This is a genomic window from Pseudoalteromonas sp. NZS11_1, from assembly GCF_015864275.1.
In the GTDB taxonomy this organism is placed as follows: Bacteria; Pseudomonadota; Gammaproteobacteria; order Enterobacterales; family Alteromonadaceae; genus Pseudoalteromonas; species Pseudoalteromonas arctica.
This window is the reverse complement of record NZ_JADYXK010000014.1, coordinates 64,869-79,881: the sequence shown is the minus strand read 5'-3', so window position 1 is coordinate 79,881 and position 15,013 is coordinate 64,869. Positions and strand designations below refer to the sequence as shown.

Annotated in this window: 12 protein-coding genes; 2 read left to right on the top strand and 10 right to left on the bottom strand. The window is 39.9% G+C overall.

Annotated elements, in window-relative coordinates; all coding sequences use genetic code 11:
• A complete protein-coding gene (locus tag I6F44_RS11585; protein WP_197173813.1) occupies positions 1–993 on the top strand; it encodes a response regulator in 993 nt (330 codons plus the stop codon).
• On the opposite strand, the gene I6F44_RS11580 is transcribed toward I6F44_RS11585, so the two are convergent.
• Both I6F44_RS11580 and I6F44_RS11575 read right to left on the bottom strand, forming a co-directional pair.
• Positions 990–1,430, bottom strand: a complete 441-nt coding sequence (locus tag I6F44_RS11580) for a VOC family protein (RefSeq protein WP_197173812.1) — start codon at positions 1,428–1,430, stop codon at positions 990–992. The genes I6F44_RS11585 and I6F44_RS11580 overlap by 4 nt on opposite strands.
• Positions 1,423–2,163, bottom strand: coding sequence for an HD domain-containing protein (locus I6F44_RS11575; RefSeq protein ID WP_231612832.1), 741 nt, complete (start codon positions 2,161–2,163; stop codon positions 1,423–1,425). Before I6F44_RS11575 ends, I6F44_RS11580 begins: the two co-directional genes overlap by 8 nt.
• A gap of 64 nt (positions 2,164–2,227) precedes the next feature.
• On the opposite strand from I6F44_RS11575, the gene I6F44_RS11570 reads away from it, so the two are divergent.
• Positions 2,228–3,418 carry a class I SAM-dependent methyltransferase gene (locus I6F44_RS11570; RefSeq protein ID WP_121954326.1) on the top strand — a complete coding sequence of 397 codons (1,191 nt, stop codon included), beginning with the start codon at positions 2,228–2,230 and terminating at the stop codon, positions 3,416–3,418.
• Between the two features lie 30 nt (positions 3,419–3,448).
• Here the strand turns inward: I6F44_RS11570 and I6F44_RS11565 are convergent, their stop codons facing one another.
• The 8 genes from I6F44_RS11565 to pgi all read right to left on the bottom strand — a co-directional run bounded on the left by I6F44_RS11565 (position 3,449) and on the right by pgi (position 14,834).
• A complete protein-coding gene (locus I6F44_RS11565) occupies positions 3,449–3,745 on the bottom strand; it encodes a PilZ domain-containing protein (protein ID WP_007581065.1) in 297 nt (98 codons plus the stop codon).
• A gap of 9 nt (positions 3,746–3,754) precedes the next feature.
• Positions 3,755–4,135 carry a response regulator gene (locus I6F44_RS11560; protein ID WP_007581064.1) on the bottom strand — a complete coding sequence of 127 codons (381 nt, stop codon included), beginning with the start codon at positions 4,133–4,135 and terminating at the stop codon, positions 3,755–3,757.
• Positions 4,136–4,210: 75 nt separating this feature from the next.
• Complete coding sequence (hrpA, locus tag I6F44_RS11555) at positions 4,211–8,098, bottom strand: ATP-dependent RNA helicase HrpA (protein WP_197173810.1); 3,888 nt, start codon at positions 8,096–8,098, stop codon at positions 4,211–4,213.
• A gap of 272 nt (positions 8,099–8,370) precedes the next feature.
• On the bottom strand, positions 8,371–9,402 hold the full coding sequence (locus I6F44_RS11550; RefSeq protein WP_007581062.1) for an isoaspartyl peptidase/L-asparaginase family protein: 1,032 nt from the start codon (positions 9,400–9,402) through the stop codon (positions 8,371–8,373).
• Positions 9,403–9,692: 290 nt separating this feature from the next.
• The gene (locus I6F44_RS11545; protein ID WP_002961447.1) at positions 9,693–10,397 is read right to left on the bottom strand and encodes a SapC family protein; all 705 of its coding nucleotides are present in this window, start codon (positions 10,395–10,397) and stop codon (positions 9,693–9,695) included.
• A 336-nt stretch (positions 10,398–10,733) separates the two neighbouring features.
• Positions 10,734–11,444 carry a 6-phosphogluconolactonase gene (gene pgl, locus I6F44_RS11540; RefSeq protein ID WP_007581060.1) on the bottom strand — a complete coding sequence of 237 codons (711 nt, stop codon included), beginning with the start codon at positions 11,442–11,444 and terminating at the stop codon, positions 10,734–10,736.
• A 2-nt stretch (positions 11,445–11,446) separates the two neighbouring features.
• Positions 11,447–12,919, bottom strand: a complete 1,473-nt coding sequence (gene zwf, locus I6F44_RS11535) for a glucose-6-phosphate dehydrogenase (protein WP_197173809.1) — start codon at positions 12,917–12,919, stop codon at positions 11,447–11,449.
• A 268-nt stretch (positions 12,920–13,187) separates the two neighbouring features.
• The gene (pgi, locus tag I6F44_RS11530) at positions 13,188–14,834 is read right to left on the bottom strand and encodes a glucose-6-phosphate isomerase (protein WP_197173808.1); all 1,647 of its coding nucleotides are present in this window, start codon (positions 14,832–14,834) and stop codon (positions 13,188–13,190) included.
• Positions 14,835–15,013 lie beyond the last annotated feature (179 nt).

The following is a 15,013-nucleotide window of genomic DNA, read 5'->3' as shown; positions in this document are numbered from 1 at the left end:
ATGGATTTTACAACAGATAGGCCACGAGTATTAATTGTTGACGATGAGCCTGCAAATCTAAAAGTAATGCGCGAAGTGTTAGGTAATCAATATCGTATGTCGTTTGCTAAATCGGGTGATGCCGCATTGGCACTACTTGAAAAAGAACTACCAAAGCTAATCTTGCTCGACATAATGATGCCAGATATGAATGGTTTTGAAGTATGTCAAATAGTTAAAGGCAACCCTAAAACATCACACATCCCAATTATTTTTGTAACTGCACTTGGTGATGAAAGCGATGAATTTAAAGGTTTTGAACTTGGTGCCGTAGATTATATTACTAAGCCAATAAGCCCTGCTATTGTAAGAGCTAGAGTTAAAACTCACTTATCGCTAGTGCAAGCTGAGCAATTAAAACAAGCACATGTAGATTTAGTACAACGCCTAGGCCGTGCTGCTGAATATAAAGATACTGACACTGGCGAACATATAGTGCGTATGAGCCAATACAGCAAAGTATTAGCATTAGCGCTAGGTATGGATGAGCAAAGTGCAGAGCTTTTACGCCAAGCCGCCCCAATGCACGATGTTGGGAAAATAGGTATCCCTGATGCTATCTTACTCAAGCCAGGAAAGTTAACTTTTGAAGAGTTTGAGCATATGAAGAAACACGCCATAATTGGTGCACAAATATTAGCAAATTCTTCATCGCCATTATTACAACTCGCTCATAAACTTGCTATTGAACACCACGAAAAATGGGATGGTTCAGGCTATCCTAACGGGATCAAAGGCGAAGAAATATCAATTGAAGGTAGAATTGTTGCCGTTGCTGACGTTTTTGATGCTCTGACTTCAAAACGCCCTTATAAAGAGGCATGGAGTGTAGAGAAAACAGTTTTACATATGCAAGAGCAAGCAGGAGCTCATTTTGATCCCGCTCTAATCGAACTATTTGTGAAAAAATTAGACGATATTCTTGCTATAAAAAATTCAAATCAAGAAAGCTAATTCTTTTTAGCGCTGTGAGAGCCAAGCTCAACATTTGGGTAGTAAGACTTTATATAACCATAGTCATGTGACGTAATTTCATGGCTATTGCTACTCTCATCTTTAAAGTACATAGAAAACGTTACACCATGATCTGCTAAAACTACTTTTATATTTAAACCCTCAAGATGATTACGCCATTGAATAAATTGATCCCCTGAGGCCAAAAATGCAATCCCTTTACTACGCCCCTCACCTTCAAAAAGTGCTAAACGAGTTGTTGAACTAGTATCTTCAAGTGTTAAAGGGCCGCGTCCGTCCTCATCCCAAAAGGCAAGCTCGGGTACTACACTAAAACCTAAAACACGCTCATACCACTTAACGGCATCAACCAAGTTATCAACATTTAAATGGCAATGATCAATCCCAGATAATTTAGGTATGCTTGTATTATTCACGTTGCTCACCTATTTCTGACTTTAATTGCTCTAAAAATTCATGCATGTAGGTTGTACGTCTATTCGCTTCTGCTTTAGCAGATGGCGTATTCATGCTATCGGCAATATGTAATAACTTTATAAAAAAGTGATCAAGCGTGTATGTTTTATCATCAGCCTCGCGTTCAACACAAAAAGGGTCTTCTGGGTTATACAATAACCGAGAAATTGATCCGCCTACTTTCATGCAGCGACTCACTCCAATAGCGCCCAATGCATCCATTCTGTCAGCATCTTGTACTATTTGCGCTTCAACTGTTTTAATTTTTATATTTGCGCTGAAGCTATGAGCGGCAATGGCATGATGAATCTCATCAAAAAGTGACTCGTCATAATTAATAGATTTTATAAATTCCAATGCCTTATCGGCTGCCATAGTAGAGGCTTTTGCACGATCAGGATGATTTTTAGCCACCGCCACACAGTCATGCATCCACGCTGCAGGTAATACAACTGACATGTTTGCCTGCTCCGCATTACATAGCTGTATTGCAACGCGCACCACTCGTTCTATATGGGTAATATCGTGAGCTACATCGGCATGCACTAAAGAGGCTATAAACTCTCTACATTGTGAATTGAGTATTTTTAAATCGGGGCTTAAAACGGCGTCAGGCACTATTAGGTTCCAAAAGCTAATGAATCGATAAATTATCCGTACTTTACCGTGCTTTATGCCCACCTTGCAAAACATTCATTGTATGTTGCTCCTTGCTTGACTAAAATACAGCGCTTATTTATTACTACTGAGAAGCCTTATGTCATCTGCCGTTTACCTACAAGCTGGTCGCGATAAATCATTAAAAAGAAAACACCCTTGGTTATTTTCAAAAGCCATCAAAAAAATTAAAGGTAAACCTGGATTAGGCGACACAGTAACGATTCACGATAGCGAAGGTAAGTTTTTAGCAACTGCTGCTTACAGCCCTCACTCACAAATTCGCGCACGTGTTTGGAGCTTTGACGAAAAAGAAGTCATCGATCAAAACTTTTTTGAACGCCGTTTACGCCGCTCATTAGAAGCACGTAGCCAAGTAATAGAAGAAGGCGGGCTCACAGGCTTTAGATTATGTGCTGCGGAGTCTGATTACTTACCAGGCGTTACAATCGATAAGTTTGATAACGTGTTAGTGTGTCAGCTACTAAGTGCGGGTGCCGAGCGTCATAAAGGCGAGATTGTTGGCGCGTTGATGTCTATTTTCCCAGGCTCTAGCATATACGAGCGCTCAGACGTAGAAGTACGCACTAAAGAAGGCTTAGAGCCAATAAAAGGCGCTCTTTGGGGTAATGAACCAACACAGCCGGTACTTATTGAGGAAAACGGTTTTAAAATTGAAGTCGATATAATTGATGGACATAAAACGGGCTTTTATTTAGATCAACGCGATAGCCGCGCCGCACTTGAGCGTTTTTCAAAGGATAAAACGGTACTTAACTGTTTTAGTTATACAGGTACATTTTCGTTGTACGCCCTGCGTGGTGGATGTGAGCATGTAACTAACGTAGACGTATCTCAACCCGCTTTAGATACAGCAAAACGTAATGTTGAGCATAATAACTTAGATTTAAATAAAGTAAGTTTTGTTAAGCAGGATGTATTTAAGTTACTACGCCAATACCGCGACGAAGGCAGACAGTTTGATACCATCGTAATGGACCCACCAAAGTTTGCTGATAATAAAGCGCAGCTAACCGGTGCGTGTCGTGGTTATAAAGATATCAATATGATTGCCATGCAAATACTAAAACCAGGTGGAACATTACTAACGTTCTCATGCTCTGGTTTAATGGAACAAAACTTATTTCAAAAAGTAGTAGCCGATGCAGCACTTGATGCAGGTAAAGACCTACTTATAATGGAGCGATTAAACCAGGCAGCTGATCACCCAATTGCTGGCAGCTACCCTGAAGGCTTTTATTTAAAAGGCTTAATCTGTAAGGTTTTTTAATATCTACTATTGAGTTTAACTGGATTCAAGTTAGTTAAACTGAATGATTTCAAGACCTGCTGTTACCGTGCCATCATCTTCTTTGCTGGCACGTATTACTTTTGCTGTTGCATTTAAAGGCGCAATACTTGGGTGAGTCGAATCAATGTTCACCGTCAGTAATGTATTAGGTTCAAGTAATTCATCTAAATGAATTGATAAACCTGTTGCACTTAAATCCACGCACTCTGCGGCAAAACTTAAACCCGCTATGGGTTCTATCGTTGTTAAATTTGCAGGTGTATTGATCTGCATGCGTCTAAAATTTCGCTTATCATCAGTAAACATACGTTACCTCTAAAAAACCGTGTTAATTTCTTCCAACAAAGCACCCACTGAAAATGGCTTTACAACATATGCGTTACAACCAGCGTCAAACCCTGCTTGTTTTTCAGATGGAGACTCTAGGCCCGATACCATAACAACAGGAATATTTTTTGTTTCAGGTGTGTGTTTTAGCATTCGGCATGTATCATAACCATCAAGACCAGGCATACAAACATCAAGCAAAATTATATCTGGCGGACTCGCAATTGCCGATGCAAGACAGCTTTGCCCTGAATCTGCATAACTAACATCAAATTTCGACGCGAGTGCTGCTTTGAGCATTTCAAAATTAAAATACTCGTCGTCTACCACTAAAAGTCGCTTTGTTTTATGTTCAATCGATGAGGACATAACTATGTCACTTCCTTTTCAAAACAAAAATAAATCCTCCTATTAAGGTACTAAGCTTAATAGAAAATGCAAGTTTTATTCTATCTCTTTTATCGCATTAAGTACTCGCTTAGCCGAAATTGGGTAAGGAGTTCCAAGCGTTTGAGCAAATAGCGACACTCTAAGCTCTTGTTGCATCCAAAAAATAGCGGTTACTTCTTGTGGAATAGGCAAGCCTTTAGGCGTTTTATTAACTACTTTTTTGTACTCTTGAGCAACTTTATCCAACTCTAGTACGCATAACCTATCACGATTTGGATCCACAGGCAGCTTCTCTAAACGTTTTTGAATCGCTTTTAAATAACGAATTAAATCCGTTATTTTATCTGCGCCATGCGCGCTCACAAAACCTTTAAATATAAGTGACTCAAGCTGTGATTTTATATCGCCATGCGCAGTTATCATGGTTAAATCAACGCGCCCTTTCATTTTTTTATGCAGTGCGTGCGCAATACTTAATACTTGCTCAACTTGCGTTGCAATCGATACAACGGCATCACCGAGCTCACCTCGTATTTGCTCTTTTACTGTTTCAAATACTTTTTCATCGCGTATATCGCCGTGTTTCACTAATAAGCTATCAACACCTGCGGCGATACAGTCATCAATTAAATCAGCTATTTTACCAAATGGGTTAAAGTACAAACCCAGCTTTGCCTTATTCGGTAAGTTTTGTTGTAAGTACTTAATTGGCGACGGCACATTTAACAATACTAAACGGCGCAAACCTTGTTGATGCGCTTGCTGCGCTTTTGCTTCACTATCAAAAAGCTCCACTGCAGCGGCTGATTTTTTATCCACCAGCGCAGGGTATGCTTTTATTTCGTATTGACCTTGTTTTTTAACATATGACGCTGGCAGCTCACCAAAGTCCCATTGTGTTAGGTCTGATTTTTCAATGCCTTTATCGGCTACTTTAGACAGTGTTTCGGTTACTTCACCTTGCAGCTCTGCTTTAAGTTTGGCTAAATCAAGTCCACGAGCAAGTAACTTATCGTGTTCATCACGTACTTCAAACTGTAATCGTAAATGCGGTGCAAGCGCGGTTAAATCCCACGCCTCCATATCAACTCTCACACCTGTCATTCTTAATAAACGTGTAGCTAAAGCATCAATTAAGCTACCTTGCATTGGCTCAATAGCTGCAAGTACTGCATCTGCGTAATTTGGTGCTGGCACAAAATTACGGCGAAGCGATTTAGGTAATGACTTTATAAGCCCACTTATTAGCTCATGTCTAAATGCAGGTATATGCCAGTCAAAACCACTCTCTTGTACTTGATTTAAAAGTGCTACCGGTATTTGTACCGCAACGCCATCAACTGCTTGGCCTGGGTCAAAATGATAAGCAAGCGGCAGTATAATATTGTCTTGCTGCCATGTGTCAGGGTAGTCAAACTCAGTGATATTACTTGCACCATGCTGCATTAGCTCTTCACGAGTCATGTGTAGGTAATGCTTATTTTGTTGTTTTTGTGTTTTATACCATTTTAAAAATGCAGCGCGGTTATTAATTTCTTTGGGTATTTTTTTATCGTAAAACTCAAATAACGTTTGCTCATCAACTAAAATATCACGACGACGCGACTTATTTTCCAGAACTTGAATATCTTCAATAAGCTCACTGTTAAATGCTAAAAAGCCCTCGTTTAAGCCCAGCTCTTGCTCAACTAATGCAGTGCGCACAAAAAGCTCTCGGCTCACTTTAGGGTCTATGTTGCTATAAACACAGCGGCGTTTATTTACGACAAGTAAGCCGTACAAAGTTTGCTGCTCAAACGCGATTACCGCACCTGGTTTTTTCTCCCAGTGTGGCTCTGTATAGCTACGTTTTACTAAATGCTGCGCTAATGGTTCTACCCAGTTAATGTCTATTTTTGCATTTGTGCGGGCATATAATTTACTGGTTTCTACCAGCTCCGCTGACATGATCCATTTAGGGCTCTTTTTAAATAAACCTGAACCCGGAAAAATATGAAACTGACTATTACGTGCACCTTTGTATATTTGCTTCTCATCTTTAAAGCCAATATGGCTCAGCATTCCGCTTAATAACGCTTTATGAACAAGTTCGCCATCAGCAGCTTGGCTGGTTGCTTTCATGCCCATTTCGTTACACACAGTACTTATTTGATAAACAATATCTTGCCACTCACGCAGGCGCATATAGGCTAGGAAATCTTTTTGACACAGCTTTCTAAACTGGCCGTTAGTCAGCTCGCTTTGTTGCTCTTCTAGGTAATTCCATAAGTTCAAAAAAGCGATAAAGTCTGAATCTGGGTCGTCAAAGCGACCGTGTTTTTCATTGGCTGCAGCACGTTTTTCTTGCGGGCGTTCGCGTGGATCTTGAATCGACAACGCCGCCACAATAACAATCACTTCACGCAATGCGCCAAGTTTGTGAGCTGTGAGCACCATTTTAGCTAAACGAGGGTCTACCGGTAATCGGCTGAGTTCTCTACCTGAAGCGGTTAAACTCGTTTTACTATCACGTTTGTCTGGTTTTACTGCTTGTAGTTCTTCTAATAACGATAAACCATCACTTATATTACGGCTATCTGGCGCTTGCACAAACGGAAATTGCGCCATATCACCAAGCCCGAGTGCCAACATTTGCAAAATAACTGAGGCAAGATTAGTACGCAGTATTTCAGGGTCGGTAAACTCTGGGCGCGATAAAAAATCATCCTCAGAGTACAAGCGAATACAAATACCCGCTTCAACACGTCCACAACGACCCATACGCTGATTAGCACTTGCTTGCGATATAGGTTCTATTGGCAGGCGCTGAACTTTTGTACGATAACTGTAGCGGCTTATACGCGCAGTACCTGGATCTATGACATAACGAATACCAGGCACGGTTAGTGACGTTTCGGCTACGTTGGTCGATAAAATAATATGACGACGAGAATGTGGCGCAAATATACGGTTTTGCTCTGCGTTAGATAAGCGCGAGTAAAGTGGTAATACATCAGTGTGTTTTAAATTACGCTTGCTAAGTGCATCAGCGGTATCGCGTATTTCACGCTCACCGTTTAAAAATATCAGTATGTCGCCAGGACCTTCCGCGCACAGTTCGTCAACAGCATCAAAAATACCTTGTAGCTGATCGCCCTCGGCTTCCATATCTTCTTTATTAATATCGGCCGTTGGGTTGTAACGCACATCAACAGGGAAAGTACGACCCGATACTTCTATAATGGGCGCATCATCAAAATGCTTTGAAAAGCGCTCAGGATCGATGGTTGCAGACGTAATTATTATTTTTAAATCGGGACGTTTTGGAAGTAGGTTTTTTAAGTAACCTAAAATAAAGTCGATGTTTAAGCTACGCTCGTGCGCTTCATCTATAATTATGGTGTCGTATTGGTTTAAAAATCGATCTTGCTGAATTTCTGCCAGTAAAATACCGTCAGTCATGAGTTTAACGTACGTATTATTAGAAACCTGATCGCTAAAACGAATTTTAAAACCGACTTGCTGACCAAGTTCGCACTTCATTTCTTCAGCAATACGGTTAGCCACCGTTCGCGCTGCTAATCGGCGTGGTTGAGTATGGCCTATTAAGCCATCAACACCACGGCCAAGCTCTAAACACATTTTAGGTATTTGAGTTGTTTTACCTGAGCCCGTCTCACCTGCAATAATAACCACTTGGTTATTTGCAATGGCGTCTTTAATTGTTTCCTTTTTTTGACTTACTGGCAATTGCTCAGGGTAAGTCACTTTAGGAAGGCCCGCTAAGCGTTTATCACGTAATTCTTGGCTACGGGTTATATCAGCCGCTATTTTTTCAAGCGCGTTGGCATGCTTGTTTTCATCCGTTATTTTTTTTACGCCATGTAAGCGTTTTTTGAAAATGAATTGATCTTTTTTCAAGCACGTTTTTAGCTCGCCAAACAACTGACCTAGGTTTACCACCCGCATACCTTATAAAATTAGTTAAAGAGCCATAATTGTATCAAATTAAACGGCCGGGGTTAATCCTACAAAATGCATAACACGGGGTTGTTTGTTATATAAACGCTGCGATTCACCTAAACTGCGAATAATAAATCTATCTCAAGCAGTTATTTTCAGCGCTAACTGCACTGAAAATAACTGGCTAGCAATAAATGAATTAAAATATCATTGTGGTTCAATACTTTAGTAAATCCCTTAACCAGAGTTGGGGTTAATTAAATTGCTTTGGCTTATTCGTCGTTAAAAATGCCCACGTAGGTCGCTTGCGTATTCGATTTACTTGCCCGATACATGCCAGAGGTATTAAACGGCAAGCTAATATTCCCCTTAGTATCAATAATAATAACGCCGCCAGTGCCACCAATTGGCTTAAGCACACCGTTTATAACTTCATCTCCAGCTTCAGCTATGGTTTTACCTTGATACTTAACGCGCGCACATATATCGCTCGCTACGTTATAGCGAATAAAATATTCACCGTGCCCTGTTGCCGATACTGCGCACGATTCGTTTTCAGCAAATGTCCCAGCACCAATTACCGGCGCGTCACCTACACGGCCATAACGTTTTGCCGTCATACCTCCTGTGGATGTACCTGCCGCTAAATTACCGTTTTTATCAAGCGCCACTGCGCCAACCGTGCCCATTTTGTAAGAGTTAGGCAATGCTTTGTGCGCAGCTTGGTACTTTTTACTGGTTGCTTTGGCTTTATCTAATTTTTGTTTTGCTTTTAAAAGCGCTTTGTAACGAGGCTCGGTATCAAATAAGTTATTTTCGACAAGTTCAACACCTTGCTCTTTAGCAAACTCCTCAGCGCCTTGCCCACTAAGCATTACGTGTACAGAGTTATCCATGACCAAACGCGCTAATTTAATCGGGCTCTCAATATGCTTTACACCCGCAACTGCGCCTGCTTCACGGTTTCGACCATCCATTATGGATGCATCAAGCTCATGCCCGCCATCGTAAGTGTATACCGCTCCACGCCCTGCATTAAAATAAGGCGATTGCTCTAATACTGTAATTGCCGCAGTTACCGCATCTAAACTTTCACCGCCTTGGTGCAATACTTTATAACCTGTCTCTACCGCCTCTGTTAATTTAGCACGGTACTGCTTTTCTTGAGCGGGTGTAAAGCGTGCTTTTTCTATTGTCCCTGCCCCACCATGAATCGCAATGGCAAAAGGAGTCTCTGCAGCGAATACGCTATTACTTAAAGCAAAAAGGCTGCTCGCAAAAATTGCTAATAAGGGTGTTTTCATAATGAGTTCTTTTATGGGAAAGTTATAAACTAATGTGAATGGTTGCGGGCTTAATTTCAACTAAAGTGAGTTTAATGGCATAAAAAAAGCGCCTTAAGGCGCTTTTTAAAATTTTACGTGTTTGTAATACCAATTTTATTAAAAACATGATCATTCTAGCGTATTAAATAGCTCACTAACTACGTTGAAAATTATTTATATAGAACAACTATGTATCATAATTTTAGCCTTGTTATTGAGCCATTTTCTTATCGCTATAATAGATCACTAATTTAATGCAATTGGTATAATTAAGCTTGTTTAGCTTTTAAACGCGCTAAACGTGCTACTTGATGAGTAGACGTTAAGAAAGAATAAATTGGTGCTAAGTAACCACGTTTACGAAGCTCTAAGAAATCAGCATCGCTTAACTCGTTTAGCTTTTTCTCATCGATAAGGTAAATACCGTTGATGTCTTTTTTCTCGCCTTTAATGTCTACTGTAAGCGTTTGCGCAATTAGTAGCTCTTTATCAGCAAGGAATTTAGTGAACGCTTCAGTTACTTGAGAAAACTCAATGAAAGATACAAGCGCTTCTTTACGACGTTTTAGGTAATCTGTTTCTTCGCCGTTTTCAAATAATGCATTACCTTCGTCTTCACCAACAAGCGCACTTGCTTCGTCAATTACGATACCGTATTGATCTTGATCTGGGTGTTTAACTAAGCCCAGTGGGTAACGAGTAGATGCCATAGGTGCAAATGCTGCAGTCCATTTGCCATCTTCTACAAAAAGGTTTTCGCCTGGCTCTAAGCCAAACATAGCAACAGCTTGAAAAGTGCCGCTTTCGTTGTTTTTAACGAATGACATTGGAAACTCGTTTGCTACGCGTGCAAACTCATGTGCAACTACTGGCACTAAATGTTGAGTTTTCATGAATTCTACATTGATGCCGTTTTGAATTTTAGTGTTGGCATGTTTTTCGTTGTGTAAAGGCTGTACTTGTTGCTCCGCCATGTTACTGCTCCGTTTATTTTAATTTATATGTTTCATTGTTAATACCTTTAGGCTAATGCTTTTGAGCTAAAAAAGGAAGGGAAACTTTTATGACAACGACCATGAAAAAATAAAATTTAACTAAATCTGAACGTTGCTAAAAAACATACAGCTCAAACTCATAAATTTTGTTCAAAAACAACACACTTCGTGGTTGATTTTAATACAAACCAAAGTTATTCATTAACATTGGTTAACAGTTCAGGACTGTTTTTTTGCAGTGTTTAGGCTTAAATTTGAGCAAATAAAAAAGGCCGCTTATATAAGCGGCCTTTAAAAGTTAAATTAGCACCTAAATTAAGGCGCCCAATATACTTCAATATTTATACTTGGGTGATTAAGCACTGCGCGAAGTGGCATGTCATTAACATCGCCGCCCGCTTTTGCTTGCTTATAAACAGCGAGTTTTTCTTCACCGCTAATTAAAAGCTTAACCACTTTAGATTGCGCAATGGCATTTAACGTAAGCGTCATTCGCTCAGTAATACTACCCGTCACATCACTTTGTATCGCATTAATTGCACATACTGTTTGCTCAGTTGTTAAACCGTGCTCTAAACCTTCTGCATTTGGGAATAACGACGCTGTATGACCATCTGGGCCCATGCCTAGAATAGTTACATCGTATGGCGCTTTTAAAGCACTGTAAGCGGCTTCACACACTTCACTGCCTTGCTGCGCGGTTGCAGCATCGTTTTTCATGGTTATAAAGTTTGCAGCACTGCCAAAATTTTGTAATAACGTGCTTTTAATAAATGCTTCGTTACTTTTTTCATGGCTTGGGTCTACCCAGCGTTCATCAACCATAGCAACATCAACATGTTGCCAATCTAAATCAAGCGTTGATAAATGCTTATAAGCGGGCGCAGGAGACGAGCCACCCGACACCATTAATACAGCACGGCCATCGTTTTTAATACCATCACGTAGTGATTGCTCAAGCGTTGCAGAAAGCTCAGCTGTTAACGCGTCTTTATCGTCAAAAAATTTTTCAACTAGTGTTGCCATGCTTATACCTTATCGCCTGTGTTAAACCACACGTGGCTTTTTTCTGCCAATAATTCATCAGCATCCTCAGGACCCCAGCTACCAGCACGATAAAGCGCAGGCTTGCCTTTGTCTTGCCAACGGTCAATGATTGGATCAATCCATTTCCACGCTTGACGAACTTCATCACGGTGAATAAATAATGATGGGTTATTTGCAGCGGCATCAAGCATTAAACGCTTGTACGCATCTGAGTGAAAACCATTGCTGTAAGCTTGTGAAAGCTCAATATTCATTGTCACTGGCTCAAGTTGCATTTGAAGGTTATCAAGACGCTTAGACATAAGCGTTAGTTGAATTGTTTCCTCTGGTTGCAAACGAATAACAAGACGATTTGGCTCGATATTACCCACGTTATCTTCGTAGATATTGTGAGATACTTTTTTGTATTCAACCACAATTTCTGCACAGCGCTTAGCCATACGTTTACCCGTACGAAGGTAAAATGGAACACCCGCCCAGCGCCAGTTATCAATATGTGCACGAATAGCTACAAACGTTTCTGTTTTACTAGAACCTTCATTTAGCTCTTCTAAGTAACCCGGTACAATTTTACCGTTTAAGTCACCTGGTACGTATTGACCACGAACAATATTTTCATCAACATCACCACCTACTAGTGGGCGAAGTGCTTCTAATACTTTTAATTTTTCGTTACGAATACTGTTAGCGTTAAGTTTATTAGGCGACTCCATTGCAACTAAACAAAGTAGTTGTAATAAATGGTTTTGAACCATGTCACGAAGTGCACCGGCTTTATCGTAAAAACCAGCACGGCTTTCAAGACCAACAGTTTCTGATAAGCTAATTTGGATGTTATCAATAGATTTAGCATCCCACATATTTTCAAACAATGAGTTTGAAAAACGTAGCGCCATTAAGTTTTGTACTGTTTCTTTACCTAAGTAATGGTCAATACGGAAAATTTGCTCTTCATTAAAAAATTCCGCAATTTTTCCATTAATTGCTTCAGCAGAATCACCGCAATAACCAATAGGCTTTTCAACAACAACGCGTGATGTAGGTGTAATTAAACCTTTAGTCGATAATATTTCACAACATGTGCCGTAAACAGCAGGTGGAAGCGATAAATAAAACACGCGAGACTTAGTGCTTTCGTGCTCATCTAAAATGCCTTTTAGCACATCCCAGTTGTCGTCTGCTTCTGTAACATTACTTACCACTGGCACTAAAAAAGTAGAAAACGCTTTCCAATCTTTAGCGTTAAACTCACCTTTGCTTAAAAATTCTTGTAATGCTTTATGCGCTGTTTCTATGTATTCAGCACGTTTCAATTCTTCGCGCACTGTTGGTAGGATACGTGAGCCTTCAGGTAAGTTACCTTCTTGATATGCTCTGTACATTGCAGGTAGCAATTTGCGTAACGCAAGATCACCACCGCCCCCAAAAATTATAATATCAAAAGGATTAAGCATAGTTACTCTCTACGTTGTGATACCCAGTACACTTTATAAATGCGCGGGTATGCCTATTTATTGCTAGATTAGATGGCTTTTATAGCTGTATTTAAATAAAAGCCTGCTGAATTGTTCTGTATCGATGATTTATTATTATTTTTATCATTGCGCTTATTAAATGAGCCTTAGGGGCCCTGTATCTCCTCTCACAAAAATACAGACCCTAAGCACTCCAGCGCTACCCGTTCAAAGGTACTCGGTTTACTTACTTGCGTAAGCGAATTTTTTACTGCGTACGGTTTTGTTTGTAGTACGCCATTAAGCCGTTTGTCGAACTATCATGAGCGTGTTTAACGCTTTCATCAGTGAGTTCACTCTCAATTTTAGATGCTAAACCTTTACCCAGCTCTACACCCCATTGGTCAAACGAACATATTTCTAAAATAATGCCTTGGCAAAATATCTTATGCTCATACAGTGCAATTAAACGGCCCACTGTTTTAGCATCTACTGTATCTAATAGCATAGACGTTGTAGGACGATTGCCTTGATGAATTTTATGATTTAATAACTCATCAATCTCTGCTTGCGATTTACCCTTAGCGGTTAAATCAGCAGTAACTTGCGCTGCATCTACACCACTCATCATCGCTTCTGTTTGTGCAAAAAAGTTTGATAATAAAATATCGTGATGCTTATCAACATTCACTTGTGGTTTAACTGATGCAATAAAATCTGCAGGTACAATTACATTACCTTGGTGTAAACACTGATAAAACGCGTGCTGACCATTAATACCCGTCATGCCCCAAATAATTGGAACTGTAGTATAAGGTACCGTTTCGCCTGCAAAGTTAACGTGTTTACCGTTACTTTCCATTTCGCCTTGCTGTAAATACGCAGGCAACATATGCAGTGCTTGGTCGTACGGTAATATAGCTTGCGCTGTGTAGCCTAAAAAGCTCGTATTCCATACACTAAGCAACGCCATAATTAATGGTATATTTTGCTCAAACGGCGCAGATTTAAAGTGCTCGTCTATTTCAAACGCGCCTTCTAAAATTGCTTCAAAGGCGTCGTAGCCTAAGTATAAAGCAATTGGTAAGCCTATCGCACTCCAAAGTGAAAAGCGACCGCCAACCCAATCCCACATGGTGAATACGTTTTCGTCGCTGATACCAAAGGCTGCCGTTTTTTCTAAATTTGTACTTACTGCAACAAAATGTTTTGCAATTGTACTTTCATCTTTTGTTGTTTGTAAAAACCAGTCAACCGCTGTTTTAGCGTTTGTCATGGTTTCTGACGTAGTAAATGTTTTTGACGAAATAACAAATAATGTTGTTTCAGGGTCAATGGCTTTCAATATAGACGAAATCTGTACACCGTCAGCATTAGATACGTAATGAACATTTAACGTATCATCAGCAAGTGCTTTTAATGCCTCAGTTGCCATTTGTGGGCCAAGGTTAGAACCACCTACGCCAATACTTACAACATCTTTTACCGCTTTACCGGTATAGCCTAACCATTTACCGCTACGAACTTTTTCTACAAACACTTTAATTTTAGCTAATTCGTTATCTACGGCTTGTGTTACGTTTTCGCCATCCACTATTAATGGAGTGTGAGCGCGATTACGAAGTGCCGTATGTAGTACTGAGCGATCCTCGGTGATATTTATTTTTTCACCGCTAAACATTTTATCGCGCCACGATGCAATATCGCATTCTTTAGCAAGCGACATTAAGTTAGCATAAACATCGTTATCAATAAGTTGCTTAGAATAGTCGAATAATACGCCAGGTACTTGAGTCGAAAACTGAGAAAAGCGCGTGTCATCTTGTGCAAATAACGTTTTCAGATGTGTTTGTTTCATCTTAGCTGCACTTTGTTCTAGTGCTTGCCAACTTGCTAGTTGCGTTCGGTTAGACATGGAAATATCCTCTAGTTTTTTCAATCAATTGATTTAAAAATGTTTTTTATAAAAGCAAAACTCTTAACACTGCTTATTTACACTAAAATAAAGCGCCGATAGTATAACTAAAAATGCAAAAAAAGTGCTGTTTTTATAATTTTAGATGCCGATGATAACGCAATTTTTAGCTTTTGACA

Coding starts and splice junctions, on each gene's coding strand:
- I6F44_RS11575 (WP_231612832.1), bottom strand. CDS start 2,163: ATGTTTTGCAAGGTGGGCATAAAGCACGGTAAAGTACGGATAATTTAT.
- I6F44_RS11545 (WP_002961447.1), bottom strand. CDS start 10,397: ATGGCGGAGCAACAAGTACAGCCTTTACACAACGAAAAACATGCCAAC.
- zwf (WP_197173809.1), bottom strand. CDS start 12,919: ATGCTTAATCCTTTTGATATTATAATTTTTGGGGGCGGTGGTGATCTT.
- I6F44_RS11570 (WP_121954326.1), top strand. CDS start 2,228: ATGTCATCTGCCGTTTACCTACAAGCTGGTCGCGATAAATCATTAAAA.
- pgl (WP_007581060.1), bottom strand. CDS start 11,444: ATGGCAACACTAGTTGAAAAATTTTTTGACGATAAAGACGCGTTAACA.
- I6F44_RS11560 (WP_007581064.1), bottom strand. CDS start 4,135: ATGTCCTCATCGATTGAACATAAAACAAAGCGACTTTTAGTGGTAGAC.
- I6F44_RS11550 (WP_007581062.1), bottom strand. CDS start 9,402: ATGAAAACACCCTTATTAGCAATTTTTGCGAGCAGCCTTTTTGCTTTA.
- pgi (WP_197173808.1), bottom strand. CDS start 14,834: ATGTCTAACCGAACGCAACTAGCAAGTTGGCAAGCACTAGAACAAAGT.
- I6F44_RS11585 (WP_197173813.1), top strand. CDS start 1: ATGGATTTTACAACAGATAGGCCACGAGTATTAATTGTTGACGATGAG.
- I6F44_RS11565 (WP_007581065.1), bottom strand. CDS start 3,745: ATGTTTACTGATGATAAGCGAAATTTTAGACGCATGCAGATCAATACA.